The organism is Synechococcus sp. WH 8101, from assembly GCF_004209775.1.
Classification (GTDB): domain Bacteria; phylum Cyanobacteriota; class Cyanobacteriia; order PCC-6307; family Cyanobiaceae; genus Synechococcus_C.
Genome location: NZ_CP035914.1, coordinates 2,430,718 through 2,456,029, shown reverse-complemented (window position 1 = coordinate 2,456,029; position 25,312 = coordinate 2,430,718). Strand labels below are relative to the sequence as shown.

General features: G+C 64.7%; 24 protein-coding genes. 14 read left to right on the top strand and 10 right to left on the bottom strand.

Features of this window, described 5'->3' with window-relative positions; all coding sequences use genetic code 11:
* Positions 1 to 41 precede the first annotated feature (41 nt).
* Positions 42 to 2,291, top strand: coding sequence for a type II secretion system protein GspD (locus SynWH8101_RS13080; protein ID WP_130130125.1), 2,250 nt, complete (start codon positions 42 to 44; stop codon positions 2,289 to 2,291).
* Between the two features lie 14 nt (positions 2,292 to 2,305).
* Here the strand turns inward: SynWH8101_RS13080 and SynWH8101_RS13075 are convergent, their stop codons facing one another.
* Entirely contained in the window at positions 2,306 to 3,088 is a 783-nt protein-coding gene (locus SynWH8101_RS13075) for a pentapeptide repeat-containing protein (RefSeq protein WP_254427979.1), read from the bottom strand.
* Between the two features lie 149 nt (positions 3,089 to 3,237).
* On the opposite strand from SynWH8101_RS13075, the gene SynWH8101_RS13070 reads away from it, so the two are divergent.
* Positions 3,238 to 4,338 carry a histidinol-phosphate transaminase gene (locus SynWH8101_RS13070; protein WP_254427978.1) on the top strand — a complete coding sequence of 367 codons (1,101 nt, stop codon included), beginning with the start codon at positions 3,238 to 3,240 and terminating at the stop codon, positions 4,336 to 4,338.
* A 19-nt stretch (positions 4,339 to 4,357) separates the two neighbouring features.
* Here SynWH8101_RS13070 and murG read toward each other — a convergent pair whose 3' ends face one another.
* A complete protein-coding gene (murG, locus tag SynWH8101_RS13065; RefSeq protein WP_130130122.1) occupies positions 4,358 to 5,434 on the bottom strand; it encodes an undecaprenyldiphospho-muramoylpentapeptide beta-N-acetylglucosaminyltransferase in 1,077 nt (358 codons plus the stop codon).
* 62 nt (positions 5,435 to 5,496) lie between these two features.
* Between murG and SynWH8101_RS13060 the strand changes: the two genes are divergently transcribed.
* Positions 5,497 to 6,267 carry a nuclear transport factor 2 family protein gene (locus SynWH8101_RS13060; protein WP_130130121.1) on the top strand — a complete coding sequence of 257 codons (771 nt, stop codon included), beginning with the start codon at positions 5,497 to 5,499 and terminating at the stop codon, positions 6,265 to 6,267.
* Here the strand turns inward: SynWH8101_RS13060 and SynWH8101_RS13055 are convergent.
* On the bottom strand, positions 6,257 to 7,168 hold the full coding sequence (locus tag SynWH8101_RS13055) for an NAD(P)-dependent oxidoreductase (protein ID WP_130130120.1): 912 nt from the start codon (positions 7,166 to 7,168) through the stop codon (positions 6,257 to 6,259). The genes SynWH8101_RS13060 and SynWH8101_RS13055 overlap by 11 nt on opposite strands.
* 47 nt (positions 7,169 to 7,215) lie before the next feature.
* On the opposite strand from SynWH8101_RS13055, the gene SynWH8101_RS13050 reads away from it, so the two are divergent.
* The gene (locus tag SynWH8101_RS13050) at positions 7,216 to 7,662 is read left to right on the top strand and encodes a hypothetical protein (protein ID WP_130130119.1); all 447 of its coding nucleotides are present in this window, start codon (positions 7,216 to 7,218) and stop codon (positions 7,660 to 7,662) included.
* Between the two features lie 22 nt (positions 7,663 to 7,684).
* Here SynWH8101_RS13050 and pgk read toward each other — a convergent pair whose 3' ends face one another.
* The gene (gene pgk / locus SynWH8101_RS13045) at positions 7,685 to 8,893 is read right to left on the bottom strand and encodes a phosphoglycerate kinase (protein ID WP_130130118.1); all 1,209 of its coding nucleotides are present in this window, start codon (positions 8,891 to 8,893) and stop codon (positions 7,685 to 7,687) included.
* A gap of 97 nt (positions 8,894 to 8,990) precedes the next feature.
* Here pgk and SynWH8101_RS13040 point away from each other — a divergent pair, with 97 nt between their 5' ends.
* Genes SynWH8101_RS13040 through SynWH8101_RS13030 form a run of 3 tightly spaced genes read left to right on the top strand, consistent with a single transcriptional unit; the run spans position 8,991 to position 11,208 of the window.
* Positions 8,991 to 9,374, top strand: a complete 384-nt coding sequence (locus tag SynWH8101_RS13040) for a universal stress protein (RefSeq protein WP_130130117.1) — start codon at positions 8,991 to 8,993, stop codon at positions 9,372 to 9,374.
* On the top strand, positions 9,371 to 10,237 hold the full coding sequence (gene ylqF, locus SynWH8101_RS13035) for a ribosome biogenesis GTPase YlqF (protein WP_130130116.1): 867 nt from the start codon (positions 9,371 to 9,373) through the stop codon (positions 10,235 to 10,237). Before SynWH8101_RS13040 ends, ylqF begins: the two co-directional genes overlap by 4 nt.
* Positions 10,234 to 11,208 (top strand): RluA family pseudouridine synthase, encoded by a 975-nt coding sequence (locus tag SynWH8101_RS13030; protein ID WP_130130115.1) that lies wholly within the window; start codon positions 10,234 to 10,236, stop codon positions 11,206 to 11,208. The genes ylqF and SynWH8101_RS13030 overlap by 4 nt, the downstream gene beginning before the upstream one ends.
* Here SynWH8101_RS13030 and SynWH8101_RS13025 read toward each other — a convergent pair.
* Both SynWH8101_RS13025 and SynWH8101_RS13020 read right to left on the bottom strand, forming a co-directional pair.
* Positions 11,205 to 12,269 (bottom strand): transporter substrate-binding domain-containing protein, encoded by a 1,065-nt coding sequence (locus SynWH8101_RS13025; protein ID WP_165380996.1) that lies wholly within the window; start codon positions 12,267 to 12,269, stop codon positions 11,205 to 11,207. The two genes, SynWH8101_RS13030 and SynWH8101_RS13025, sit on opposite strands and share 4 nt — an antisense overlap.
* A 69-nt stretch (positions 12,270 to 12,338) precedes the next feature.
* Positions 12,339 to 13,946, bottom strand: a complete 1,608-nt coding sequence (locus tag SynWH8101_RS13020) for an ABC transporter ATP-binding protein (protein WP_130130113.1) — start codon at positions 13,944 to 13,946, stop codon at positions 12,339 to 12,341.
* A 131-nt stretch (positions 13,947 to 14,077) separates the two neighbouring features.
* On the opposite strand from SynWH8101_RS13020, the gene SynWH8101_RS13015 reads away from it, so the two are divergent.
* From SynWH8101_RS13015 to SynWH8101_RS13000, 4 genes are read left to right on the top strand one after another with little or no spacing between them, the layout of a single operon-like run.
* On the top strand, positions 14,078 to 16,336 hold the full coding sequence (locus tag SynWH8101_RS13015; protein WP_370587034.1) for a bifunctional (p)ppGpp synthetase/guanosine-3',5'-bis(diphosphate) 3'-pyrophosphohydrolase: 2,259 nt from the start codon (positions 14,078 to 14,080) through the stop codon (positions 16,334 to 16,336).
* Between the two features lie 18 nt (positions 16,337 to 16,354).
* Positions 16,355 to 17,560 carry a cyclic nucleotide-binding domain-containing protein gene (locus SynWH8101_RS13010; RefSeq protein ID WP_130130111.1) on the top strand — a complete coding sequence of 402 codons (1,206 nt, stop codon included), beginning with the start codon at positions 16,355 to 16,357 and terminating at the stop codon, positions 17,558 to 17,560.
* Complete coding sequence (locus SynWH8101_RS13005) at positions 17,526 to 18,341, top strand: class I SAM-dependent methyltransferase (RefSeq protein WP_130130110.1); 816 nt, start codon at positions 17,526 to 17,528, stop codon at positions 18,339 to 18,341. The genes SynWH8101_RS13010 and SynWH8101_RS13005 overlap by 35 nt, the downstream gene beginning before the upstream one ends.
* Positions 18,342 to 18,353: 12 nt before the next feature.
* Positions 18,354 to 19,655 (top strand): chloride channel protein, encoded by a 1,302-nt coding sequence (locus SynWH8101_RS13000; protein ID WP_130130109.1) that lies wholly within the window; start codon positions 18,354 to 18,356, stop codon positions 19,653 to 19,655.
* A 7-nt stretch (positions 19,656 to 19,662) separates the two neighbouring features.
* Here the strand turns inward: SynWH8101_RS13000 and SynWH8101_RS12995 are convergent, their stop codons facing one another.
* From SynWH8101_RS12995 to SynWH8101_RS12985, 3 genes are read right to left on the bottom strand one after another with little or no spacing between them, the layout of a single operon-like run.
* Positions 19,663 to 20,403, bottom strand: a complete 741-nt coding sequence (locus SynWH8101_RS12995; protein ID WP_130130108.1) for a histidine phosphatase family protein — start codon at positions 20,401 to 20,403, stop codon at positions 19,663 to 19,665.
* Between the two features lies 1 nt (position 20,404).
* Entirely contained in the window at positions 20,405 to 21,157 is a 753-nt protein-coding gene (locus SynWH8101_RS12990) for a histidine phosphatase family protein (RefSeq protein ID WP_130130107.1), read from the bottom strand.
* A gap of 47 nt (positions 21,158 to 21,204) precedes the next feature.
* Entirely contained in the window at positions 21,205 to 21,690 is a 486-nt protein-coding gene (locus SynWH8101_RS12985; protein WP_130130106.1) for a DUF2062 domain-containing protein, read from the bottom strand.
* 80 nt (positions 21,691 to 21,770) lie between these two features.
* Here SynWH8101_RS12985 and mnmE point away from each other — a divergent pair, with 80 nt between their 5' ends.
* The 3 genes from mnmE to nadC are packed head-to-tail and all read left to right on the top strand — an operon-like array spanning position 21,771 to position 24,581.
* Positions 21,771 to 23,153, top strand: a complete 1,383-nt coding sequence (gene mnmE, locus SynWH8101_RS12980) for a tRNA uridine-5-carboxymethylaminomethyl(34) synthesis GTPase MnmE (protein ID WP_130130105.1) — start codon at positions 21,771 to 21,773, stop codon at positions 23,151 to 23,153.
* Positions 23,154 to 23,172: 19 nt separating this feature from the next.
* Positions 23,173 to 23,706, top strand: a complete 534-nt coding sequence (locus tag SynWH8101_RS12975; RefSeq protein ID WP_254427977.1) for a TerB family tellurite resistance protein — start codon at positions 23,173 to 23,175, stop codon at positions 23,704 to 23,706.
* Positions 23,706 to 24,581, top strand: a complete 876-nt coding sequence (nadC, locus tag SynWH8101_RS12970) for a carboxylating nicotinate-nucleotide diphosphorylase (RefSeq protein ID WP_130130104.1) — start codon at positions 23,706 to 23,708, stop codon at positions 24,579 to 24,581. Before SynWH8101_RS12975 ends, nadC begins: the two co-directional genes overlap by 1 nt.
* Here nadC and SynWH8101_RS12965 read toward each other — a convergent pair.
* Positions 24,562 to 25,278 (bottom strand): Coq4 family protein, encoded by a 717-nt coding sequence (locus SynWH8101_RS12965; protein WP_130130103.1) that lies wholly within the window; start codon positions 25,276 to 25,278, stop codon positions 24,562 to 24,564. The genes nadC and SynWH8101_RS12965 overlap by 20 nt on opposite strands.
* Positions 25,279 to 25,312: the final 34 nt, after the last annotated feature.

Sequence of the window (25,312 nt, the reverse complement as noted above, 5' to 3'; positions counted from 1 at the left end):
CGATACCATCCGGCCAGCCTCTGCGTTGATCGGGCCTGGGTATGCGCTTGATTTCAACCCGCCTGATCTCTGCCTGTTGTCTGATCAGTTGTGTGGCCGCCGACGCTACGTGTCTTTTGGGCGGGCTTGGTCGTCGTTCTGTGATGGCCCAGAGTCAGGGGGTGATGTCTCTCGCCATGCGGCGCACGGCCAATGGCGTGGAGGTCGTGATCGCTGGGGTTGGAGAGCAGCCCGTATTGCAACAGCGGATCCAGGCTGGCCAGTGGCAGGGCCGTTTGCAGACGCGGGGTACCCCCGGTGTCCGGAATGGTCAGCAGCAGATCTCAGATCCCAGCCTGGGCTTGGCTCAGGTCAGTCTCTCCGGGGCGGGTTCCACCTACAGCGTCAATGTAGAGCTCGTGGAGGGGCAGCCCCTGTCTGAACCGGTCGTCAGCGCTGATGGTCAGGACCTGATTCTTCAGTTTTCTGGTCTGGTTCTTCCCCCAAGTTTGCAGACCGGGCGGTTGGATCTGAATACTCCGGGGCGCCTGCCTCAGCCGCGTTATGCACCACCGCTGCGTCCGAGAGCAGTCGCCCCCCCACTTGGTGATATGGCGGTGGGCACCATGGTGTTGCAGAACCGGAGTTATGTGAATGTGAGCGGCCCTCCGGTGACGCTCACGCTCAACAATGCTCCTGCCAAAGATGCCTTGATGGCGCTGGCCAGGCTCGGTGGCTACGGCTTTGTGTATTTGGGAGATGATGCCGCTTCTCCAGGTGTGACCACCGCGAATGCATCAGGAGCCTCGACGGCACCTGGGGCTTCAGGGGGTGGTGGGCGACCTGTGTCGATGGCCTTTCAGAACGAGTCGTATGCCAGAGCTTTGAACGGTGTTCTGCTGGCATCGGGTCTGCAAGGGAAGTTGGATGGGCGCACCCTGCTGGTCGGTTCGGCTGTTTCAGCAAAGACCTTCGGTCCTCAGGTGTCGAAGGTGTATCGCCTGAATCAGGCCAGTGCTGCTTCGGCTGCTGATTATCTCGCCAGCCTCGGTGCTTCGATCAGCAAGGTCAACACCACCAGCATCACATCGAGTGAAACCGCGTCCTCCGGCACACCTGCCAATAACACCGCTGCCAGCACTGCGACGACGTCTCAGTTGACCAATATCGAGACCTATGGCGCCTCTGTTGGGCCCCTGCGTGGCTTGAGCGGCACGACCGACTCGCGCTTGCAGACCATCACCCTTGTGGGTGACTCCAATCTTGTTGCAGTGGCAGAAAGTTATCTCAAGCAGATTGATCTCAGGCAGCGACAGGTTGCTCTTTCGGTGCGAATATTGGATGTCACGCTGGATAATGACGCTGCTATTAATAATAGCTTTGCTTTTCGCTATGGTAATAATTTTATTGTGAGTGACAGGGGTGAGCTTGTTGGCGCGTTTGGTAATTTGCTGCCGCCAAATAACAATAATTTTGACACGATCTCTGGGGAGGCTCAGAGTGGTAAGCCGGAGCGTGTTACGGCTTCCGGTGAAAATGCTCAGGTCGCTGACACGGTTCTCGATCCGATCGCCCCGGCGCGAATCAATCCTGGGACTGTTTATCCAAAAGATAATTTCTTTGATTTTGTTAGGGCGATGATTACCTCTAGTAGTACGAAAACACTAGCATCGCCAACGTTAATTTTGAGTGAAAATCCTTCGGAAATCTCCGGTGGAGCCGAAGTGTCTGTTTCTGGGGCTGATTCTGCCTTTAATGCGGCAACAATCGGACGGCCAAGGGCGAATGAGTCCTTCATCACGGTGGGCACGCAGGAAATCATTAGCTATACGGTTCAGGCTGGTCAGAATGGTGCACCCAATTCCTGTCAGCCCGAATTTGGCACTGCGGGCCTGACATTTGGGGCGAGAGTGTCCAAGATTGATGACAATGGTTTCGTCACATTTACGCTCTCGCCGTCCATCGCTGCTCCCACGGACCAGCAGCAAAGTGTGTCTGGATGCGGAAATGTCACGATTTTGAGCGTGCGTCGGCTTGATACGGGCAGTCTCCGTGTTCGCGATGGACAGACATTGATCCTCACGGGTGTGATTTCAGATTCGGATCTTCAGCGGGTGCGGAAGTGGCCCATCCTCGGTGATCTTCCTTTGGTCGGTCAGTTTTTCAGGGGTAGTGATGGCCAGCGGCAGAAGCGTGAACTGGTGATTCTTGTCACGCCACGAATCATTGATGATCGAGATGGCGGCTCTTATGGTTACGGCTATCAACCATCGTTGCCTGCCGCGCGTCAGTTACTGCAGGGCAATCTTTGACGGATTGTCAGTGTTTAGAAGCCCAGGCCCATCGGCACAAACGCTTTGATGGCCAGTGGTGCCAGAACCTGGGCTGCGGCGGTCATCCCGCTCAGAATGTGTCCGCCCCAGCCATTGCCCGGTGGTTGTTTATTGGTTTGGGTGCGACGTTTCTGAACAGTGTCGGCGGCCTGCCGTAACTGATCAGAGAGTGCTGAGTTGCCTTTGGATTGAAACAGCGACCCTGCATAGCGAAAATCGCTCGCTGCCAGATCATCCTTCGCTTGTTCGCTGCGCGCGATCCCCCTCGCGACCCAGCTCAACGGTTCTTTCGGCTGACGCATGATGGCTTCGCTGAACAAGTGTTCTGCTTCAGGCCAACGGCCATTCTGCGCAGCCTCAACGCCTGCATTGTGTAGGGCCGCATGGCTGCGTGCTTCAGTCGCAATTGCTTTGGCTCCCTGCCAGTGCGCTTCTTCAAGTGCATCATTGTCCAGCGTGGCACCTGCGAGGTCGGCGTCCCGCAGATCTGTTCCATAAATCTTGGCCCCCAATAGATTGGCGCCCCGTAGTGAGGCACCCCGCAGACTTGTGAAGCTGAGATCCGCACCGCTCAGATCCGCACCATCCAGTCGAGCCTGTCCAAGGTTGGCGCGTTGTAATCGGGCGCCTTTGAGATCTGCATCACGCAGATTTGCGTGCACAAGATCCGCATCCGCTAATCGACAGTTGGGGCACTGACGACTCTGTAGCAGTCGGATGAGGTCTGCAGCGTCTTCTGCTTTGAGCGGTGCTTGCTCAGCGATGACCGCTCCCATGGCCATGGCCAAACCAACGAGGCTGCAACGCAGCGTCACCACAGCACAGGGGATGAACCAGATGAGTTGTATCGGCTTCCGAGAGTCGTGTCGACTGCGTTCGCCTGTCCAGGATGGTGGCGGTCCCCTTCCGCTGCCGTTGTCCTGCCGTGCCCAGCACCGTTCCTCGCCATGGCGGCAACCTCAGTCAGGAAGCGGCCCGTCTGGGTTTAAGGCCTGAGCGGCTCCTGGATGCCAGCGCCTCGCTGGTGCCTTTCACGACGCCGCGCCCATTGCGTTTAGCCCTGCATCAGGCGGTGCACGGACGTGCTCTGCGCGATTATCCCGACCGTTCGCAGGCCGAGTTGCGGCACGCGATCGCTGCCTGGCACAGCGTCATGCCCGAGGCGGTTCTGCCCGGCAATGGCGCCGCTGAACTGTTCACCTGGGCTGCGCGTGATGCCGCCGCTGCCGGTGTGAGTGCCTTGCCCCAGCCGGGCTTCGCCGATTACGCCCGCGCCCTGCACTGCTGGGATGCCACCAGCGTGCCTGTGTCGCTGCCGCTCGTCTGGCCTGATCCGATCGATCCCCATCCGTTTCCGATTGGATCGAAGTCTCTGGAGCGCGCCTCGGCGGTGTGGATCACCAATCCCCACAACCCCACCGGGCAGCTCTGGAGCCGCGACTCGCTGCAGCCCCTGCTGGCGCGGCATGCCCTGGTGATCTGCGATGAAGCCTTTCTGCCCCTGCTGCCCCAGGGCGAATCTCAGTCGCTGATTCCGCTGGTGGCCCAGCACCCCAACCTGGTGGTGATCCGCAGCCTCACCAAGTTGTTTGCGATCGCCGGCTTGCGTTTGGGCTATGCGATCGCTGCGCCGGAGCGTTTGCAGCGTTGGAGTGCCTGGCGTGATCCCTGGCCGGTGAACGGTCTGGCGTTGGCCGCCGGTACGGCGGTGATGGCCGATGCCCAGGGGTTACGCCGTTGGCAGGCCCGCGTGCAGCGCTGGGTGCAGCAGGAAGGGGCCTGGATGCGGGCCCAGCTCCAGCAGCTGCCAGGCCTGGACCCTCGCCCCTCCCACGCCAACTATCTGCTGCTGGAGGGAGAACGTTCTTTACTGGAGTTGCGCGAACGGGTGGCCCGCCGTGGTGTGCTGCTGCGTGATTGCCGCTCCTTCGATGGATTGGGCGAGCGCTGGTTGCGCATCGGCCTGCAGAGTCGGCGCGGCAATCGCCGCATCGTGCGGGCGCTGCGCCAGGAGCTGGGTGTGTGAAACCGCCGATAGCCGGACTTCAGAGCAGCTGATCTTGTAGCACTTCCACCAGCCGCTGCTCGGCATCGCGCACCGCCAGCCGTTCCATCCCCTCAGCAAGCTGCAGCAGTGGATCCGCTGCTGGATCGCAGCCCCGCAGGCGTGGGCCGAGCAGGCGCCAGAGGGTGGTGCGCAGGGTGGAGTGCTCCGGTTGGTGTTGGTGCACGATCACCGCAGCGCCCAGAGCGGCGGCGCAGGCGGCATTGGCGTCCTGGTGCTGATCCGCCGCCTGGGGGAAGGGCACCAGCACGGTGGGGGTGCGGCACACCGACAGTTCACTGAGGCTGCCGGCGCCGGCACGGCTGATCACCAGATCGGCGTGTTGCAGCAACCCGGGGATCTCGTCGCTGAAGGGGCGTTCCACCAGCGCCGGGTGGTTGAGGCTGCCGGCTTCGGGGTCCTGGCTGCCACTGAGATGCACCACCCGGCAACCGGCGGTGAGCAGGTCGGGCAGCATGGCGCGCACCATGCGGTTCAGGCCCACGGCGCCCTGGCTGCCGCCCATCACCACCAGGAGCGGGCCATCGCCATGGGGTGCCCAGTCGGGCAGCGCCTGCGCTTCCAGAAACTCGCGTCGCACCGGCGTTCCGGTGACCAGGGCCTTGCAGCCCGGGATCCGCGCCGCTGCCGCCGGAAGGCCCACCGCCACCTGCTGGCAAAAGCGCCCCAGCAAGCGGGTCACCCGACCGGGAATGGCATTGGATTCATGCAGCACCACCGGAATGCCGCACCAGCGCGCCGCCAGGATCGCCGGTGCGGCGATGTAGCCCCCGGTGGTGAACACCACCGTGCGCCGCTCGCGTCGGATCAGGCGGCGCACGGCACCAGCGGCGGCGATCAGCTTCACCAGCTGCAGCAGCTTGCGCAGGCCCCGCCCCTGCAGTCCACCGGCCTGCACGGTCACCAGCCCGTAGCGTTCTGGCACCAGGCGGGTCTCCAGCCGGTCGGGCACGCCCAGCCAGCGCACGCTCCAGCTCTCTGGAAGTGCTTCGGCCACCGCCAGGGCTGGAAACAGATGGCCGCCGGTGCCGCTGGCAGCGATCAGAAGCCGAGACATGGCAACGGGCGGCTTGCGAAAGGCGCCTTAACTTAAGGGCAGTGCCGAAGAGATCCAGCCGCGTGCGTCGCTCCGCCCTTGCCGCCTTGTCGGCCCTTCTGGTGTCTGCCTCTGGGATCGCCGCTGCCCTGCCCGGCCGCGCCGCTGAGGCCAGCAACGCCACCGCCAATGCCACCGCTTCGGGGCTGGTGACGCGCCTGCAGCAGGCCCTCAACGCCCCCGACCAGAACGGTCTTGATGCCCTGTTGGCCCCGGATCAGCAAGAGTTGATCGGCCGTCGTTTCCGTCGTTTCGCCGCGGATTTCCCCGATGCGCGCTGGAGCCTGAAGGCGGGTCAGCCGATGGCGGATGGGCGTCAGACCCTGGCGCTCGCGGTGAGCGCCAGCCGTGAACTGGATGGCCAGCGCTTCACGCTGCAGGCGAGTCAGCAGCTCGCCCTCACGGTGGCGGGCGGTCGGATCACCGGGCAGGAGGTGCTGCAGGAAGAGTCGGTGCTCTCCAGCGCCAGCCAGCCCTTCCCCGTGAGCCTCCTGATCCCGGATGCGGTGCTCACCGGCAGTCGTTACGACGTCGACGTGGTGTTGGAGCAACCGCTGGGCGACGCCATGCTCGCCGGTGGCTTGATCGGTCTGACCCCGGAGCAGGTGGCCGCGCAGCAGAGCCCCGACATTCAGCTCGAGCCCCTCGGTGGTGGCGGCCTGTTCAAATCCGTGAAGGCGCCGTATCAGCCCGGCAGTCAGACCTGGGCGGCTCTGGTGGTGCATCCGGAAGGCGTGATTACGGTCACCAAGCGGGTGCGCGTGGTGAGTGACAAGAGCCAGCTCAGGCTCTGACCTCGTTGTCGGGGGGCTGGGGCAGGCTGCGGCGCAGGGCGGACACATCCGCCTCGCCCCACCCGTCCGCCATCAGGGCCGCCTCCATGGCCTGCACCCGCTGGCTGATCGGAAGCTCGAGTCCAACGCCGGCCGCGGCTTCTAGGGCAATGGCCAGGTCTTTGTGATGCAGGGCCAGTTTGAAACCGAGGGGATAGTGATCCGCAAGCATCGCGCCGGCTCGGTGAGTCAGCGCCCAGGAGCCGGCAGCGCCGTGGCGGAGTGCCGCCACCACCTGCTCCATCGGCAGCCGCAGGTGCTGGCCGAGGGCGACCGCTTCGGCGACGGCGGCATAACTACCGGCCACCAGCACCTGATTGATCGCTTTCACCTGCTGGCCTGCGCCCACCGCGCCGAAGTGGTGAATCGCGCTGCACAGCACCTCGAGCAGCGGCCGTGCCCGCTCGAGGTCGGCCTCGGCGCCGCCACAGAGCACGGTGAGGCTGCCGGCTCGAGCCCCTTCCGTGCCGCCGGTGACCGGGGCATCGAGGTAGCGCACGTCCCGTTCGGCCAGCCTCTGGGCCATCGCTTGGGCCGTGTCGGGTTTGATCGTGGAGCAGTCGATCACCAGGCTCCCCGCGGGCAGGGTGCTGCCGGCTCCGCCGGCTCCCCACAACACCGCCTCGACCGCCGCGTCATCGCTGACGCAAAGCACCAGGGCCCGGCAGTCTGTTGCGGCGGCGGCTGGTGAGGCGCAGGGCAGGGCTCCCGCCAGGTCGGGATGGCGCTCTGCCTCCCGGCTGCGCGTGTGCAGCCGCAGGGGATAGCCGGCGCGATGCAGGTTGATCGCCATCGGCAGGCCGAGGGCACCGAGGCCAACGAAGGCGAGTGGCGCCGGGGAGGTCAGGTCAGATCCGGTCATCGTTTGCGGCCATTCCAGTCAGATCCTGCCGCCGCAACCGGCGCAGCATGACGGAGTCCATCGACCCGAATCCCATGGCCCTCCCATTGCGTTGGCAACGTGCCCTGTTGATTCCCTGTGCCGCGCTTGCTGCCGCCGCGATCCAGCCCGGTCTTTCTTTGGCGGATCCGGAGCCGGGCCGTCGCGTGGGCGGTCGCGGGCCCGAGGCCAGCCTCACCGACAGCCAGAAACAGCAGTTGTTCCAGACGCGACGCGCCTGGGAACTGCGGAGCTACGACCAACGCCTGGCCATGCTGCGCCAAGGCCAGAGCTGCCTGCAGGGAGCAACCACGCTTGAGGCGTATCGAGGTTGCAAACAGGAGCAGCGTCAGGCCTGGCGTGCCCTGCAGGCGCAGGGCCGTGAGGTGATGAACGCGGAACGGAGCAAGCTCAGCTTACCGCCGATGCCGGAGCGGCAGGGCCGACCCTGGGGGAACGGCCCGCGCAAAGGCTGATCAGGTCGAGCAGCTGATCAGATCAAACAGCCTCATCGAGGGCGGCGACGCCGGGCAGCACCTTCCCTTCGAGCAGCTCGAGGCTGGCACCACCACCGGTGGAGATGTGCGACATCTTGTCGGCCAGGCCAGCCTTTTCCACCGCGGCCACCGAGTCGCCGCCACCGATGATGGTGCAGCAGCCCTTGCCGCTCAGATCCGCCAGGGTGGTGGCGATGGCGTTGGTGCCGGCGGCGAACTTATCGAACTCGAACACGCCCATGGGGCCGTTCCAGATCACGGTCTGGCAGTCGGCCAGTGCCTCCTGGAACACCTTCACGGAGTCGGGGCCGATGTCGAGGCCCATCCAGCCTTCGGGAATGGCATCAATCGCAGTCACCTGGCTGTTGGCATCGGGGGCGAAGTTGTCGGCGAGCACCACATCGGTGGGCAGGAGCAGTTGCACGCCCTTGGCCTTGGCCTTGGCCTCCAGCTCCTTGGCCAGCTCCAGCTTGTCCTCTTCCACCAGGCTCTTGCCCACCGCAAGACCGCGGGCCTTGTAGAAGGTGAAGATCATGCCGCCGCCGATCAGCACCTTGTCGCACTTGTCGATCAGGGCTTCGAGCACGCCGATCTTGGAGCTCACCTTGGAGCCGCCCACGATCGCCGCCAGGGGGCGCTTGGGCTCATCCACCGCACCCTGCAGGTATTGCAACTCCTTCTCCATCAGGAAACCGGCGACGGAGGGCTTCAGGAACTTGGTGACCCCTTCTGTGGAGGCGTGGGCGCGGTGGGCGGCGCCGAAGGCGTCGTTCACATACACATCGGCCAGGCCAGCCAGCTTTTCAGCGAAACCGTCGTCGTTCTTTTCTTCTTCAGCGAAGAAGCGCACGTTCTCCAGCAGCACCACGTCGCCGTTGGCCATGGCGGCCACCTTGGCCTCGGCATCCGGGCCGATGCAGCTGTCGGTCTTCACCACCGGCTTGCCCAGCAGCTCGCCCAGCCGGGCGGCCACGGGAGTGAGACGCATGCCCTCATTCACTTGACCCTTGGGGCGACCGAAGTGAGCGGAAAGGATCACCTTGGCCCCTTTGTCGATCAGATCCTTGATCGTGGGAAGGGCGGCACGGATGCGGGTGTCGTCGGTGATCGCACCGGCATCGTTGAGGGGCACATTGAAATCAACCCGCACGAGAACGCGTTTGCCGCTGAGATCGGTGCCGCTGAGGCTGGCCAGGGAACGCTTCGCCATGGGGTTGTGTCGTGCGGTATGAAAACGGGGAGAGATTAACCCGAGTGTCGCGGCTCCAGCGCTAAGACGTTCACAGGGCCCGAGGACAGGACGCGTCATGTTCAACACCGTTCTCTTTCCAATCGACCAGAGCCGGGAGGCGATGGAGACCGCCAGCAAGGCCTTGGAGCTGGCCCGCAGTCACGACAGTCGCTTGATCGTGCTCTCAGTGGTGCAGCCCGATCGGCCGGACATGCACGATCCGGCGGCGGTGGCCGGGCTGCTCGAGCAGGCCCGACAACGCTTTGTTGATGCCGGCCTGCCCTGCGAGGTGGTGGAGCGCGAAGGCAAGCCGGCCTTTGTGATCTGCGATGTCGCCGACGAGTTGAATGTGGATGTGATCGTGATGGGAACTCGGGGGGTGAATCTGGAGGACGACAGCGAGAGCACGGCGGCGCGGGTGATCCAGCTGGCCCCCTGCCCGGTGCTGGTGGTGCCGTGACCTCACCCCCGATTCAGTGGTATCCAGGTCATATCGCTAAAGCGGAGCAACAGCTCAGGCGCCATCTCGACAAGGTGGATCTGGTGATCGAGGTGCGCGACGCCCGGATTCCGCGTGCCACGGGTCATCCCCACCTCAACCGCTGGATCAACGGCAAGCAGCACGTGTTGGTGATCAATCGACGCGACATGGTCACGGCGGAGGCGCGGGACGCCTGGCAGCAGTGGTTCAAGGGGCAGGGCCAGAGCACGGTCTGGTGTGATGCCAAAGCCGGAACGGGGGTGAAACAGCTGCAGCAGGCGGCGATCCGCGCCGGTGATCAGCTCAATGAGCGGCGGCGCAACCGCGGCATGCGCCCCCGGGCGGTGCGGGCGCTCACGCTGGGCTTCCCAAATGTGGGCAAGTCGGCCCTGATCAACCGCCTGGTGAAGCAGAAGGTGGTGGCCAGTGCTCGCCGCGCTGGCGTCACCCGCACCCTGCGCTGGGTGCGCCTCGGGCAAGACCTGGATCTGCTCGATGCCCCCGGGGTGCTGCCGCCACGGCTCGACGATCAACGGGCGGCGCTGCACCTGGCCCTCTGTGATGACATCGGCCAGGCCGCCTACGACGGTGAGTGGGCCGCCCAGTCGTTTCTGCGTCTGTTGGCTGCCCTCGAGCCGCGTCAGGGTTCCGGGGTGTCGCTGTCTCTTCTGGAGACGCGCTACGGCATCCCCCTGGCAGGCGACACGGCCGATCCCGCCCTCTGGATCCAGGCAGCCGCAGAGCGGCATACCTCCGCCGATACGGCGCGGATGAGTCAGCGTTTGATGGATGACTTCCGCAAGTCGGCCCTCGGCAGCATTGCCCTGGAGCTGCCGGTTTGAGGCCACCGCTGCCGGAGGAGACCTTCACCCAGGCCTTCGGGGAAGGCGAGGGGGAGCTGGTGCAGCTCACCTACCCCAAACCGTTGCCGATGCGCCTCGATCGTTGGTTGGTGAGCCAGCGCAGTGAGCAGAGCCGGGCCCGGATTCAGAAGTTCATTGATGCCGGCTTTGTGCGGGTGAATGGCAAGACCGGGAAGGCCAAAACCCCCCTGCGCCAGGGCGATGCGGTGCAGCTGTGGATGCCGCCACCGGAGCCGTTGCCCTACCTGAAGCCGGAGCCGATGGATCTCGATGTGCTGTTTGAAGACGAGCACCTGATCGTGATCAACAAACCAGCGGGGCTCACGGTGCATCCGGCACCGGGCAATAAAGATGGAACCCTGGTGAATGGCCTGCTGCATCACTGCCCCGATCTTCCGGGCATCAGCGGCAAGCTCAGGCCGGGCATCGTGCATCGGCTCGACAAAGACACCACCGGTTGCATCGTGATCGCCAAATCCCAGGAGGCGCTGGTGAAACTGCAGGTGCAGATTCAGAAGCGGATTGCCTCACGGGAGTATCTGGCGGTGGTGCATGGGGTGCCGCGGGGCGACAGCGGCACGATCGTGGGCGCGATCGGTCGCCATCCAGCCGATCGCAAGAAATATGCGGTGGTGAGTGGCGAGAACGGGCGTTATGCCTGCACCCACTGGAGCCTGCAGGAGCGGTTGGGCGATTACTCGCTGCTGCGTTTCAAGCTCGACACCGGTCGCACCCACCAGATTCGGGTGCATTGCGCCCACATGAACCACCCGGTGGTGGGGGACCCCACCTACAGCCGCTGCCGCAAGCTGCCCGTGGAGCTGCCCGGCCAGGCCTTGCACGCCTTTCAACTCGGCCTCGACCATCCGATCACGCGCGAGCGGATGCTGTTTGAGGCGCCGTTGCCGGCCGTAATGGAGAAGCTTCTGGCGGTGCTCAGGCGTCGCTAGTCTTTCAGCCAATGCTGTTGCAGTTTGGTGTAGGTGCCGTCGTAGTAACTGCGGGAAATGGCGTCATCAATCTGCCGTGATCGTGGATCATCGTTGAAGTCGTTGGAGAAGGCAAAGGCCATGAACAGCGGCATCAGTTCTCCGGAAGCCGCCGCCACTTTCGGTGTGGCTGGCATGGTGGCGAGGGCGGTTTTCATGGTCTGCACATCATCAAGAATGGCGTTGACTTTTCCCTTTTGCAGCATGGCGATGCAGGTTCGCGCCACGTCGCAGTCGATGGTTTTGGCGCCATTACTCTTCAGGATCGAGGTTTGGATGTAGCCGGGGATCGCCGCAAAGGTGAACTGATTCAGAGTGTCCATCTGTACCTCCGGGGTGGTGTCGGCCTGGAACTCCAGGGCATCCTGGCTGGCCAGGCGCAGCACATACGAGGCGAAATAGGCCGTGAGCAACACACGTGCAAACAACGAGCCGATGGAGATCAGTCGCGTTTTGGTGCGTTTGGTGTGATCCGTGGAGAGCAGCAGGGTTTTCTGAAGGATGAAGATCAGTTGATGACGTTTGTTCAGATTGGCAAAGTCAGGGCGGTGGCGCTCTAAAAGCCACACCGGGATGGCAAACAGGCAGGCGATCAGGATCAGGCCGAGAAAGATCAACATCACTTCCTTGGAGATGATGATGTGCAGCAGCTGGAGTGCGACCGGTTCCTGGCGTTCCAGTGTGTAAGCCTTCAGATGGCTGCTCGCGGTTGGGAAGGAGAAGCGAAATTGTTTGCTGCGATTTTCGTTAATCAGCACGCCTGAAATGCCCACATCGGCCTCTCCCGAACGGATGGCCGCGAGCAATTCTTTGAAACTTGGGGCCCGTTGGATTTCGTAGGGAATCTGCCGCGTTTCGGCGATCATGCGCCAGAGGTCGATTTCCAGCCCCGATGGAACACCTTTGGCGTCCATGGCATAGGGAGGATTCGGGAACCAGATCACCCGCACCGGCGCAGCCGGCGGCCGCTCGGGCAGCCACTCCTGAGCCTGAAGGGATCCCCCCAGCAGGCTGAACGCCATGGTCCCGCAGCTCAGGAGTGTGGGCAGGCGGAATCTCCAGCCAGGCTGGGAGTGACGCGACATCACGGATCAGCCCTCCGGCAATCGCGGACATGCCGCCACCAGCTTTCGGGTGATCGCCGCATGGGGTGCAATCAGCAGCTGATCACCGGGGCCTTCCTCCACGATCTTGCCCTTGTCGAGCACGATCACCCTGTGGCAGAACCCACTGGCCACCGACAGGTCGTGGGTGATGAAGATCAGGGCCAGACCCAGGCGTTGCTGCAGCGCCCGCAACAGGCCGAGCACCTCCGCTTGAATCTCGGCATCGAGCATGCTCACGCTTTCATCACAGATCAGCACCTGCGGTTCGAGAGCGAGGGCACGGGCGATTGCCACTCGTTGTTGCTGCCCACCTGAGAGCTGTCGGGGCCGACGGTTCTGAAACTCTTCGGCTGGAGTCAGGCCCACCAGCTCCAGCAGCTCCCGGGCCCGTTCCCGGGCGGCTGCCGTGCTGGCCAGCCTATGGATCAGGAGCGGATCGGCGATCGCTTCCCCCACCGGCATGGCCGGGTTGAGGCAGGCGAGCGGGTCCTGAAACACCATCTGGAGGGAGCGTCGTGCCGCTCGTTCCCGCTCCCCTCGCAGGCGCAACAGATCCTCACCTTTGAGCCACACCCGCCCACCCCGAATCGGGTTCAGTCCCATGAGGGCGCGGCAGAGCGTGCTTTTGCCACAACCGGAGCCGCCCACCACCCCCAGGGATTCGCCGGCCTGGAGGGCAAAACTCACACCATCCACCGCTTTCAGCCAGGTGGGCGACCAGGGAGGTCCTCCCAGGTTGTGCCAGCAACGCAGGTTCTCCACACGGAGCAGCAGTCGGCTCTCTGGCGCAGTAGGTGTCTGCCCTCCCTCCCGCAGGCGCGCTGCCGCCACCAGACGCCGGCCCACGTCGGAGTGGGGCTGCGTCAGCACCGCCTGGCTGCTGCTGAGCTCGGTCACCCGGCCCTGATCCAGCACCGCCATCCGCTCGCACCAGCGGTGGGCCATGGCCAGATCATGGCTGATCAGCAGCAGGGCACTTCCCCGCTCCGCACAGAGGCCCTGCAGGACGGCCATCACCTGATTCGCCACGGCCACATCGAGGCTGGTGGTGGGTTCATCGGCGATCACCAGCGGCGGATCGAGGGCGATGGCCAGGGCGATCGCCAGGCGCTGTCGCATGCCACCGCTGAATTCATGCGGGTAGGCGCTGAAGCGCTCGGCGCCGATGCCCACCGATTCCAGCAACTGTTCCGCCCGTTCTCGCTTGGCGGTTGCCGACCATGTTGTCCGGTGGGCGCTGAGGGTGTCGGTCAGGTGACGTCCCACGGTCATCAGCGGGTTCAGCCGCGTCATCGGATCCTGAAACACAAGGCCCACCGCCTCACCGCGCAAGCGGCGCAGGGCGCTGCGGCTCAGCTGGCGCGGATCCTGCCCGCGCAGGCGCAGGCCACCCCGGCAAAGGCTGCCCGTTGGCAGCAACTGGAGCACCGCCCGCGCCACCGTGCTTTTGCCGCAGCCAGACGGGCCCACCAGAGCGAGCCGCTCCCCTTGCGCCAGCTGCAGATCCAACCCATCGAGGGTCCAGCGTTCGCTGCCCGGGTAACGCAATTGCAGCTGGTCCAGCTCCAGCACTGCTGCCGCCGGGGTGGACATCAGGGGGAGCACGGGGACACCTGAGTCAATACCATGGATTGACCCCGTCGGGTCGGATGCTGAACGTCACCTCTGCGCCGGAACAGCCCCAGGCCGATGCGGTCCGTGCTGCAGAGCCCTGCGACCAGCCGATGCAGCGCGTGCATCCGATTCGCACGATCGAGGATTACGGCATCGATCTGCCCGACTGGCTGCGGGAGTGCCTCACCCATGTGCCTCCCGGCGAGGGCTACAGCTGTCCAACCGATCCGGAGGCGTTGCTGGCGGCGGCCTTCGATTTTGCCTTCCAGCTGCATCAGGGCCAGTTCCGGGCCAGTGGTGACCCCTACATCGTGCACCCGGTGGCGGTGGCCGATCTGCTCCGCGACATCGGCGCCAGTGCGCCGGTGATCGCCGCCGGCTTTCTCCATGATGTGGTGGAAGACACCGACCTAACTCCTGCCCAGCTCGAAAGTCACTTCGGTGCGGAAGTGCGGGAGCTGGTGGAGGGGGTCACCAAGCTGGGCGGCCTCCACTTCACCAACCGCACGGAAGCCCAGGCGGAGAACCTGCGCAAGATGTTTCTGGCCATGGCCAGCGACATCCGTGTGGTGCTGGTGAAGCTGGCCGATCGGCTGCACAACATGCGCACCCTGGGGGCGCTCAAGGAAGAGAAACGCCAGCGCATTGCCCGGGAAACGCGGGAGATTTACGCCCCCCTGGCCAACCGTCTGGGCATTGGTCGTTTCAAGTGGGAGCTCGAGGATCTCGCCTTCAAGCTGCTGGAACCCGACGCGTTCCGCGAGATCCAGCAGGAGGTGGCCACCAAACGCAGCGAGCGGGAGGAACGGCTCGGCGTCACCGTCAAACTGCTGAGCGATCGTCTGGCAGCGGTCGGTCTCGACAGCTGTGAGGTGAGCGGCAGGCCGAAGCATCTCTATGGCATCTGGAGCAAGATGCAGCGGCAGCAGAAGGCGTTCCACGAGATCTACGACGTGGCCGCGCTGCGGATCCTGACGCCCAACGTGGAGAGTTGCTACCGGGCGCTGGCGGTGGTGCACGACACGTTTCGGCCGATCCCCGGACGCTTCAAGGACTACATCGGTCTGCCCAAACCGAATGGCTATCAGTCGTTGCACACGGCCGTGATCGGCCGGCACCGACCGATTGAAGTGCAGATCCGCACTCTGGAGATGCACCAGGTGGCCGAGTTCGGCATTGCGGCCCACTGGAAATACAAGGAGGGAGGCTCGCCGGCTGCGGGAGGTGACACCGAACGCTTCAACTGGTTGCGGCAACTGGTCGATTGGCAGCAGGAGGGTGGCGCTGATGACCACAACGACTACCTCGCCTCGATCAAAGAAGATCTCTTCGATGAGGAGGTGTTCGTGTTTACCCCGAAGGGGGATGTGGTGGGCCTTCGTAAGGGATCAACGGCCGTGGATTTCGCCTATCGCATCCATTCCGAAGTGGGAAATCACTGCCATGGCGTGCGCATCAACGATCGCCTCTCCCCGTTGTCGACCCCTCTGCAAAACGGCGACTTCATCACGATCCTTACCAGCAAAACAGCCCATCCCAGCCTCGATTGGCTGAATTTCGTTGCCACCCCTACCGCACGCAACCGCATTCGCCAGTGGTACAAGCGCAGCCATCGGGATGAAACGATCCAGCGGGGCAAGGATCTGTTGGAGAAGGAGCTAGGTCGCAATGGATTCGATGCCTTGTTGCACAGCGACGCGATGACGCGGGTGGCCGAGCGCTGCAATCTTCACAGCACGGATGATCTGTTGGCGGCCCTGGGGTTTGGTGCTGTCACACTGCATCAGGTGCTCAATCGCCTGCGGGAGGAAATCCGCCTGCAGACCGCGGCCGAGGCCCAGCCCCTCAGCAATGAGGATGTGGCGCGTCGCTTGGTGGAGCAGGCGGAAGCGTCATCTCCACGTTCATCCCAGGGATCCTCGGTGCCGATTCTCGGCGTCGAAGGACTCGACTACAGGCTCGGTGGGTGTTGCAGCCCCTTGCCGGGTGAAGCGATCGTGGGCACGGTGGCCCTTGGGAATCACGGCATCACGATTCACCGGCAGGAATGCGCCAATGTGGAGGCGATTCCCAGTGAACGTCGTCTGCCGGTGAGCTGGAATCCTGCGGTGGCCCGCCATGGTCAGCGTTTCCCGGCCCAGTTGCGCATTGAGGTGATCGACCGCGTCGGCATTCTCAAGGACATCCTCATGCGTCTGTCTGATGGTTCGATCAACGTGAGTGATGCTCGGGTGAAAACCGCTTACGACAAACCGGCTCGGATTGATCTGCGGGTGGAGATCAGCAGCGTTGAGCAGTTGCAACGCACCATGGCGCAGATCCGCTCCATGGCCGATGTGCTCGACATCGCCCGCACCGGGCAGAGCTGACTGCCGGGAGATGGGGCGTTGACCGATCAGCACACGAGTGTGGCGCTGGCCGTTTCGGAGGCTGAGCGGCAGGAGGTGTATCGCTTTCGCTACGCCGTGTATGTGGAGGAGATGGGCAAGTCTCCACCGGATGCCGACCATGAGCGCCGTGAGCTCACCGACCGCTTTGATGTTAGTGCCAGCCTGTATGTGCTCCGAGATGGAGACGGTGCCCTGGTCGGCACGCTGCGTTTCAATCGCCTCGCAGCCCTGGCGTCAGCTCGGGAGGCCTTGCGCCCGATTGCCCTGGAGCCTCTGCTGGAGCAGGCGCCCCTTGAAGCGCTGTCTTACACCTCCAGGCTCATGCTTCGCGCCGACTGGCGCGGCGGCGGCTCCCTCGGGTTGTTGTTCAACCGTTGTTTTGCCGATGCCCTCGATCAGGGCATCCGATTGGACCTCTGCCACGCCCATCCCGGATTGATCGAGCTGTATGAGCAGCTGGGGTATCGCCGCTTCTGTGCCGGCATCGCCTGGCCTGGTGTGGGCTATCAGGTGCCGATGTTGCTGGCCCTCCGCGATCGCGACCATCTGCGCCGGAGTCGTTCTCCCCTGATGCGTCATCCGGCGCTGGCGCGATGTGTTGATGCAGAGGGCGCCGCAGAGGCCGATGGGATTTGGCTCGATCAACAGTCTCAGAGGTATTGGGGCCTGAACCATCGCCTGGTGGATCCCGATCAGTTTTGGGAGCTGGCTGGCGAGGCCTTGCGTCGGCCGGGGCAGGGTCTGCCGCTTCTGCAGGGGTTGAGCGATGAGCAGTCCCGTCGTCTCCTGAAAACCGGCACCGTGCTGCAGTGCGCCGCCGGAGATCGCATCGTTTCGGAGGGGGAACCTCGGCAGGATCTGTTCGTGGTGATGGAGGGCTTTGCCGAGGTGAGTCGGCAGCATCAGGGACAACGGCTTGAGCTTGCTGTGCTCAAGCCCGGTGATGTGTTCGGTGAGATGGGCTTCCTCGGCCGCAGGCAACGCAGTGCCGATGTGGTGGCGGCCACGGACATGCGGGTGCTGGTGCTCACCCAGGCCTTTCTGAACAAGGCGCTGCGCACCCAACCGGATGCCATGGCGCTCGTGCTGCGTAACCTGGCGCTGGTGCTGTCGGAACGCCTCTCCAGCACAACGGAACGCCTACTTCAGCTCAGCTGGGATGCCCCCGATGACGACCAACCCCAACGCCGCCGGCTCCTATGACTTCACCGCCCTCGGTGATGCGAGCGGTGAATTGGAGCGGCTGCAGCTTCAGGCTCAGCGTTCGGCCCAGCTCGAACTGCAGCTGCTCGAGAGGATGGGATTGGCGGATGGTCAGGCGGTGCTCGATCTGGCCTGCGGCCCCGGTGTGATCAGTCGATTGATCGCCCAGGCCCATCCCAAGTCGCGGGTTACGGCCATGGATCTCAACGGTGCGTTGCTCGCCGCCGCCCGCGAGGAAGCGGCGACCGCGGGGTTGGCGTCGATTCGGTTTGTGCAGGGAGATGTGTATGCCCCTCCCCTGGAGCAGGGTCAGTTTGACTTCATTTATGCCCGGCTGCTCTTCCAGCACCTTGAGCAGCCGTTGCAGGCGCTGGAAGCAATCCGGGCCCTGCTGAAGCCCGGTGGTGTGCTGTGCATTTTTGATATCGACGACAGCTGGTTGACGTTGGTTCCAGAACCGGAAGGCTTCGCCACCTTCACGGCGGCTGCGGCTCGCGCCCAGGAGCGGCGCGGTGGCAATCGCTTGATCGGTCGCCAGCTCGGTCGCCTGCTGGAGGAGAGCGGCTACAACCCGGTCGACGTGCATGTGGAGACGGTGACGTCGCGACAGCTCGGGATGCGGGCGTTTCTCGATATCACGCTCGGATTCAAGCGCCTGTTGCTTGAAGGAGAGGAACTCGAAGCGGCTCGCGCCACCTTGGAGTCCGCCGATGCCCTGGTGGATGATCCCAGAGCCTGGGCCTTTGTAGGGGTGTTCCTCGCCCGGGGCGTGCGCCCCTGAGGCTGAACCGGCATGACCGCCTTGCGATTGGTTGCTTTCCTGGCGCTCGGCCTTCTGCTGGCCCTGGTGGAGCAGCCTTACCAGGCACTGTCTGCCCTCGGTTTTGAGTTGCAGCAGCGCTTCTGGGCGTTGCCTGGGCTGGTGGGGGGAGCTGCTGTACATCGGGGTGGTGGCGCCTTGCTGGTGTTCGCCGGTTCCTTCCTCACGGTGTGGCTGGCCTGGGGACCCTTGCGCGGAGCCCGTGGCGGCGGCTTGCCCCCCTTGCTGGCGCTGCAACAGGCGCCGTCGGCTCAGCAGGCTTCCCTGCTCGATCGCCTCGACCTGCGCACTCAGCTTCGGCGTCTTCCCTTGATGCTCTTCACCCACCTGGGCGGGCTCACGGTTGGGATCGAGTCGCCATCGGCTTCCCTGGGGGCGGCGCTGCTGTTGGCGATTCGACGCCGCTGGCCTGCCGCCCAGCCCCTGGCGGGTCTGTCGCTTCCCCTTGTCGCCGCCATCGGCGGCGGTGCCGGACTCGGTGCAGCGTTCCGCTCGCCTCTGCTGGGCACGGCCTATGCCCTGGAGGAGCTGAGCCGGCAGAAGGGGCTCGATCTCGTGTTGCCCACGCTGCTCCTTGGTGGCAGCGGCACCCTGCTCCTGCAGGCTGTACTGCCGCAGGCAGCGCCTGGGGGTCAGGCGTTCGTCGCGGTTCCGATCCAGTTGTGGGGCCTGGCTCTGGTGATCACGCTGATCGCTGCGATGGCCGGTGCTCTGTTTGTGAAGGTGTTGATCCCGCTCTCCGGCTGGTTGGCGGCTGGTCTGCGCCGGCAGCGCTGGTGGGGTTCAGCGCTGATCGCTCTGGCGCTGCTTCTGATTGCCCTCGGGAGTGGTGGTCTCAGCCTCAACGACGGTGGGCTGTCTCTGGATGCGGCGCTGGCGGGCAGATCGGGCGGAGTTCCGGCCACCGTTCTCTGGCGCACGCTCTCCTCCTGGTTGAGCATCGCGGCCGGAGCCCCCGGCGGGCTGATGCACGACACCATGACCCTCGGCTCCCTCCTCTCGGAGCGGGTGATCGCCTGGACTGGCGCCTGGCATGGGGTGATGGTGCCGGCGGAACGGGGGCAGCTGGCGGCAGTCGGGGCGACGGCCCTGTTTGCCGCTGCCTGCGGCACGCCGGTGTTCTGTGCCCTGTTTGTGTTCACGCTTCAGGGGGATCCGCAGATCTTGCCGTTGCTGCTGCTCTGTAGTGCCGTCGCTGTCGCTTGCGCTGCTCCCCTGCGCGGCACCGGCTGGAATGAACACGGCACCGAGGGGTTGTGCCGTGCGTTGACCTGACGGCGGTTCAGGGCAGGCAGCCGTCAGCCTGTGGCACCGGCCTTCCCCAGGCCGGAGCCTTCAGGTGGCTGTAGGGAGCGGCGAAGGCTTCCCGCACCATCCGGAAGCCCGTGGGGATGGGAGAGGGAGCGTTGTCATAGTCGATGATCCAGATCCAGCCGTAGGTGTCGTCGGGCCAGGTGTCGGGAACACCCTGCAGCTGATCGAGGTTCAGGAGCTGTCGCAGGGTCACCGGCTGATCAGGGAAGCGTTCGGCGAGTTGTTGGTTGGCAATGGTGCGATGCTCCCAGGCCATCACCACGGTGCCGCCCGCCCAGGTCGGATTGCTCAGCACTTGAGCGGCCGCTTCGCGGGTGCGTTGCTGCTGCAGCTGTCGCTTGGTGGCGGTCGACTCCCCTTGTTGGGGCACCTGGGAAAACATCACCACCGGCAGCGACCAGCTGCGCGCGGAGGGAGCGAGGGTTTCCAGGGTGTGCGGGGTGATCGCCAGGAAGGCGACCGGTTGTTGTCCTTCCAGCAGAGCCTGGCTGCGGGCGGAACGTCCCAGAAACTGATCGCGCAGGGCGAGGGAGCGTTGCTGCCCTCGTGTGCAGAGGGCATAGGCATTCGCTTTTTCGCCATGGCGCCCCAGGATGATGCGGCGGGGAACGGCTTCAGCCGTGGACATGCTGCCTGCGGCGATGGCCATGCACAGCGCCACCACGAAACGGTGCCATTCCCTTGAAGGCGGAGTGTGGAATCGGCCCATCTCAGTTGCTCACCTTGCGTTCACAGCTCGCTGGGTAATCGGCGGGCAGTGGGGCGCCCCAGAGGTTGTGGGGGAGAGCCTGGAACGGAGCTGAAAATAGTTGCCGTTGCAGCCTGAACCCTGTGGGTTGGTCGGAGATCTCCGGGGCATAGTCCACGATCCAGAGGTAGTCGTAGTTGTTGCCGGCCCAGCTCTTGGGCACGTTCGCGAGGGTGTCGAGGTGCAGCAGCTGGCGGAAGGTCACGGCTTCGCCCGGGTGTTCGCGTTCGAGCTTTTCGCGGGCAATGGTGCTGTGTTCCCAGGTGATCACCACGGTGCGGTCATGCCAGGCCGGGTTGTTCAGCACATCGGCGGCGGCGGTTTGCACGCTCTCGATTTCTTGCTCGCGTTTCACGTGTTCCGGGCGGCCCTCCATCGGCACCACGGCGTAGGTGGTGACCGGCAGTCCCCAACTCTGGGCGGAGGGTGTGGCCAGTTCCACCGTGTGCAGGGTCATGGCTAAGAAAGCTGCCGGGGATTCCCCGGGAGGAATCACGGATTCGGTGGCGTCGCGGCCCAGATAGGTGTCGCGCAGAGCGATGGCCCGTTGCTGGCCGATGCCGCAGAGGGCATAGGGATTCGCTTTTTCGCCATGGCGCAGGATGATCAGACGCCGGGGCACCGCCTGGAGAGGCCCGCAGCACAGGCTGGTGATCAGCAGCAGCACCGGGCTGATCAACAGAGCGCCAAAGCGGCGCTGCCGGAGGGTCGCCACTGAGAACGATCCGCGTGTCTCCCAGGATTTAGCAGCGATTGGCGTGTTCAGCTGTGTGAGCCGTTGCTGCCATTCGGCAGTGCCGCTGACTCTCGGGCGTGAAACACGGCGTAGGCCGCCAGGCCGAGCACGGCGCCGAGGACTGTGGCCACCACGGCTGAACCTAGAAGAAGGCGTCCGGTGAAGCCCCAGCCGTGTTCCCAGAGCGTGTTGGCGTTGATGGCGCCCATGATCGGGGCTGTGTTGTTCCCCAGCAGTGCTTCACCTACCCGGTAGTTGAACCAGTAGAGCGGCACATAGGTGAAGGGGTTGCTGATCAGGGTGGCGGCGGCGGCGAGCAGGTGATTGCCCCGCAGCAGCGACGCCACGCCCACGCTGAGGATGATCTGCAGCCCGAAGAAGGGAAAGCAGCCGCAGAAGACGCCAGCGCCGACACCCCGCGCCCTTTGACCGGGCGTCCCCTCCTGCTCCCAGACCCAGGTGATCGCTCGACTGGCTCTGGAGCGCACATCCTTCAGGAGCATCCGGGCCATGGCTGCTGTCCGACGCCTTCGGGATGGGAAAGGGCCTGTGATCGTAGAGAGGAGAGAGCTGGAACCGGTCTGACGCGCCCATGCCTGAGTGCAGCCCCAGTGGAGACACCATTGCAGCGATTGCAACGGCCGTGGCCCCGGGGCAGGGCGGGATTGCCGTGATCCGTCTCTCCGGCCCTGACGCGCAGCCCGCTGTTCGCACCATCACTCGCATTCCCGGCCGTCAGCCCTGGGAGAGCCATCGGGTGCTCTATGGCCATGTGCTCGCTGCTGACGGGCAGGAGCGGATTGATGAGGTGCTGGTGCTACCCATGCTGGCGCCCCGCAGTTTCACCGCCGAAGACGTGGTGGAGATCCATTGCCACGGCGGTGTGATCGCCGTGCAGCGGGTGTTGGCGCGGGTGTTGGCGCAGCCCGGGGTGCGCCGGGCTCTGCCGGGAGAGTTCAGCCAGCGCGCAGTGCTCAATGGGCGCTTGGATCTGACTCGGGCTGAAGCGATCAGTGATCTGGTGGCGGCGCGCAGTCAGCGGGCGGCGCAGCTGGCGATGGCCGGCGTGGATGGGGGGATTCAGCAACGGATCACGGCCCTGCGTGAACGCTTGCTCGATCAGCTCAGCGAGCTGGAGGCGCGCGTGGATTTCGAGGAGGATCTGCCCCCGCTTGATGGTGCGGCCTTACTGGAGGAGCTGCAGGCGGTGCGCCGGGATCTGCTCAACCTGGTGGCGGATGGTGAACGGAGCGCCGCCCTGCGTAGTGGCCTGCGGGTGGCCCTGGTGGGGCGTCCGAATGTGGGCAAGAGCTCCCTGCTCAACCGGCTCAGCCGCCGGGAGCGGGCGATCGTGACCGACCTGCCCGGCACCACCCGGGATCTGCTTGAGAGCGAGATCGTGCTGGAGGGGGTGCCGATCACCTTGCTCGACACCGCGGGCATTCGGGCGACGAACGATGCGGTGGAGCAGCTCGGTATTGCGCGCAGCCACGACGCTCTGGCCAGCGCCGATCTGGTGCTGCTCCTGTTCGACCTGAGCGCGGGCTGGACCGCAGACGATGAGGCGCTGCGGCAACGCATCCCTGACGTTGTGCCCCATCTGCTGGTGGGCAACAAGGCGGATCTGAGGCCCTCCGCTGGGTCGGGGGTGGGGGCTGCGGTGGCAGCCGACGTTTGCCTCAGCGCCAGCACCGGTGTCGGGGAGGCGGAGTTGATTCAGACCCTGTTGGCCCGTTGCGGTGCCCTCACCGATGGCTCCCTGCTGCTGGCCCTCAACCAGCGCCAGGCCGATCTGGCTCAGCAAGCGGCTGAAGCCCTCGCCCGCAGTGAGCAGGTGGCTGCCGAGGGGCTGCCCTGGGACTTCTGGACGATCGATCTACGCCAGGCGATCCAGAGCCTCGGCGCGATCACCGGCGAGGAGCTCAGCGAATCCGTTCTGGATCGCATTTTCTCCCGCTTCTGCATCGGCAAGTGAGGGCCGCTGGGCTCTCAGAATGAACATCCATCGCTCGGTGTATCCGGTGACTGATCCATTGGCTGGTCTCACCCCTGCCCAACGGGCCCAGTTGACGTTGCTGTGTTGGGTGGCGGGTGTGGATGGGGATGTGGCGGCCGAGGAGCGATCGCTGCTCAACAAGCTGTCGGCCCGGCTGCTGCCCCAGGTGGACCCAGAGGATGCGCTAGCGGCCTTGCAGGCGGAGGAGACCTTGGATCTCGAGGCCCAGGTGGCCCAGCTTCAGGGCAGGGACGAGCGCTTGGCGATGGTGTCGCTCGCCTTCCAGATGGCCTGCAGCAGTCAGGCACCGGATGAGGCCAGTGCCATCAATGCCGCCGAGCGGGTGGCCTACCGACGCCTGCTGGAGGCCCTCAACCTGCCCGAGTCCCAGGTGCAGGAGGCCGAATGGGCCGCCCGTCAGGCTCTCAAGGAAACGCCGGCCCTGATCGACCGTCTGAATCAGCTCCTGTTTGGCTGGGGGGCCTGGCCTTCGATCGAAGCCCTTGAAGCATCCGGAACCAGTTGGCTCTGATGGTGACTCCTTTGCCGATCACCCCGCAGCTCCGCGGGCAGCTGCAGGCCTGGCTGATGGAGGACCTCGGCCGCGGCGATCTCAGTGCAGCCGCCTTACAGGGTTGCGAGGGTGCGGCCCACTGGCTCGCCAAGGCTGAGGGGCGTTTTTGCGGGGGGGTGTTGCTCGAGCCCTTGCTGTGCTTGCTCGACCCTGCCGCCCGGGTGCGGCTGCGGGTGGCCGAGGGGGAGTGGGTCAGGCCTGGACAGCGGTTGCTGGAGCTGGAGGGTTCCGCCCAGGCCCTGGTGGCAGTGGAGCGCACGGCCCTCAATCTGGCCATGCGCCTCTCCGGCATCGCCACGGCGACCGCAGCGCTGATTGCCCAACTGGAGGGTTCGGGGGTGCAGCTCGTCGACACCCGCAAAACCACGCCGGGCCTGCGGGTTCTGGAGAAATACGCCGTGCGCTGCGGCGGTGGGCTGAACCACCGCATGGGCCTTGATGATGCGGCCATGCTCAAGGAGAACCATCTGGCCTGGGCCGGTGGGGTCGAGCCGGCGATCGCGGCAGTGCGGGCTTCGGCCCCCTGGCCGGCGCGGGTGATCGTGGAGGCGGAAACCGAGCAGGAAGCGATCGCCGCCGTGCGCGCCGGCGCCGATGGGGTGCTGCTGGATGAATTCAGCCCGGATGAGCTGGCGATGTTGGTGCCCAAACTCCGGGATGAGGCGCGTGCCCGTAGGGATGCGGCACCGGTGGTGCTGGAGGCCTCGGGTCTTCAGCCCGAGGCGCTCGCCGCCTACGCGGCCACCGGCATCGATCTGATTTCCACCAGTGCACCGATCACGCGCAGCAGCTGGCTGGATCTGAGCATGCGCTTCAGCCCCGCCGGGGGGTGATCCAGCGCCGAAGTTCCTCCTGGAAAGGGGAACGCTTCAGAAGCGGATCCAGCCCCACCAGCGTTCGCCAGTCCTGGAGTGGTCGGTCCCAGGCGTCTTCCCATCGCCAGGCCAGCAGGCAGCTGCTCCAGTCCAGGGCCAGATCGGTGGCGAAACGAATCCCTTTCCAGATCGATTCATGTTGATCGGGCGCCATCAGGCCATGGGTCATCCAGGCTGTGAGCACGGCAGTGGCCGAAGGGGATTGCAGTGCTGCGGCGTAGTGAGCCGCAGCGGCCGCTTCACCAGCCACCGTGGTCGGTAATCCGAGGATCAGGTGATGAATGTCGTGGGTGATCCGCAAACGGTGCATCAGATAGGTCGCATCGGAGCCCTCCGGCACAGCGGGCGGCCTCAGGGCAGGGAGCCCCAGAGCATCCGAACGCCTTTGCAGACAGGCTCCGAGACTGTCGGGGTGCAGGGAGCGCATGGCGTCGGGATCGGGCCATGGCGCGCTGTATCGGCTGATCACCAGCTCCCTTAAATCAGAGCGCTGCGCCTGTCGTGCAAAGCAGGCATCCATCAGCGGCGTCGCTGTCACCACATCCAGCAGCGCATACATGCGATCTGCGCGGCGCGGGTCCCGTGCGGTTTCGAGCAGGCTGAGTGCTGCGCGGAGAGCGTCACGGCGTAGACCGCCGTGCCCTGAACTCGCCATCGGTTTCGCTCCCCATCGGGGGCCTGTGGGTGAA

What these genes read in the sequence shown, in the direction of transcription:
- SynWH8101_RS13080 (WP_130130125.1), top strand. Translation starts at nt 42, where the DNA reads ATGCGCTTGATTTCAACCCGCCTGATCTCTGCCTGTTGTCTGATCAGT.
- SynWH8101_RS13075 (WP_254427979.1), bottom strand. Translation starts at nt 3,088, where the DNA reads ATGGGAGCGGTCATCGCTGAGCAAGCACCGCTCAAAGCAGAAGACGCT.
- murG (WP_130130122.1), bottom strand. Translation starts at nt 5,434, where the DNA reads ATGTCTCGGCTTCTGATCGCTGCCAGCGGCACCGGCGGCCATCTGTTT.
- SynWH8101_RS13055 (WP_130130120.1), bottom strand. Translation starts at nt 7,168, where the DNA reads ATGACCGGATCTGACCTGACCTCCCCGGCGCCACTCGCCTTCGTTGGC.
- SynWH8101_RS13050 (WP_130130119.1), top strand. Translation starts at nt 7,216, where the DNA reads ATGACGGAGTCCATCGACCCGAATCCCATGGCCCTCCCATTGCGTTGG.
- pgk (WP_130130118.1), bottom strand. Translation starts at nt 8,893, where the DNA reads ATGGCGAAGCGTTCCCTGGCCAGCCTCAGCGGCACCGATCTCAGCGGC.
- SynWH8101_RS13040 (WP_130130117.1), top strand. Translation starts at nt 8,991, where the DNA reads ATGTTCAACACCGTTCTCTTTCCAATCGACCAGAGCCGGGAGGCGATG.
- SynWH8101_RS13025 (WP_165380996.1), bottom strand. Translation starts at nt 12,269, where the DNA reads ATGGCGTTCAGCCTGCTGGGGGGATCCCTTCAGGCTCAGGAGTGGCTG.
- SynWH8101_RS13020 (WP_130130113.1), bottom strand. Translation starts at nt 13,946, where the DNA reads ATGTCCACCCCGGCGGCAGCAGTGCTGGAGCTGGACCAGCTGCAATTG.
- SynWH8101_RS13015 (WP_370587034.1), top strand. Translation starts at nt 14,078, where the DNA reads ATGCAGCGCGTGCATCCGATTCGCACGATCGAGGATTACGGCATCGAT.
- SynWH8101_RS13005 (WP_130130110.1), top strand. Translation starts at nt 17,526, where the DNA reads ATGACGACCAACCCCAACGCCGCCGGCTCCTATGACTTCACCGCCCTC.
- SynWH8101_RS13000 (WP_130130109.1), top strand. Translation starts at nt 18,354, where the DNA reads ATGACCGCCTTGCGATTGGTTGCTTTCCTGGCGCTCGGCCTTCTGCTG.
- SynWH8101_RS12995 (WP_130130108.1), bottom strand. Translation starts at nt 20,403, where the DNA reads ATGGGCCGATTCCACACTCCGCCTTCAAGGGAATGGCACCGTTTCGTG.
- SynWH8101_RS12985 (WP_130130106.1), bottom strand. Translation starts at nt 21,690, where the DNA reads ATGGCCCGGATGCTCCTGAAGGATGTGCGCTCCAGAGCCAGTCGAGCG.
- mnmE (WP_130130105.1), top strand. Translation starts at nt 21,771, where the DNA reads ATGCCTGAGTGCAGCCCCAGTGGAGACACCATTGCAGCGATTGCAACG.
- SynWH8101_RS12975 (WP_254427977.1), top strand. Translation starts at nt 23,173, where the DNA reads ATGAACATCCATCGCTCGGTGTATCCGGTGACTGATCCATTGGCTGGT.
- nadC (WP_130130104.1), top strand. Translation starts at nt 23,706, where the DNA reads ATGGTGACTCCTTTGCCGATCACCCCGCAGCTCCGCGGGCAGCTGCAG.
- SynWH8101_RS12965 (WP_130130103.1), bottom strand. Translation starts at nt 25,278, where the DNA reads ATGGCGAGTTCAGGGCACGGCGGTCTACGCCGTGACGCTCTCCGCGCA.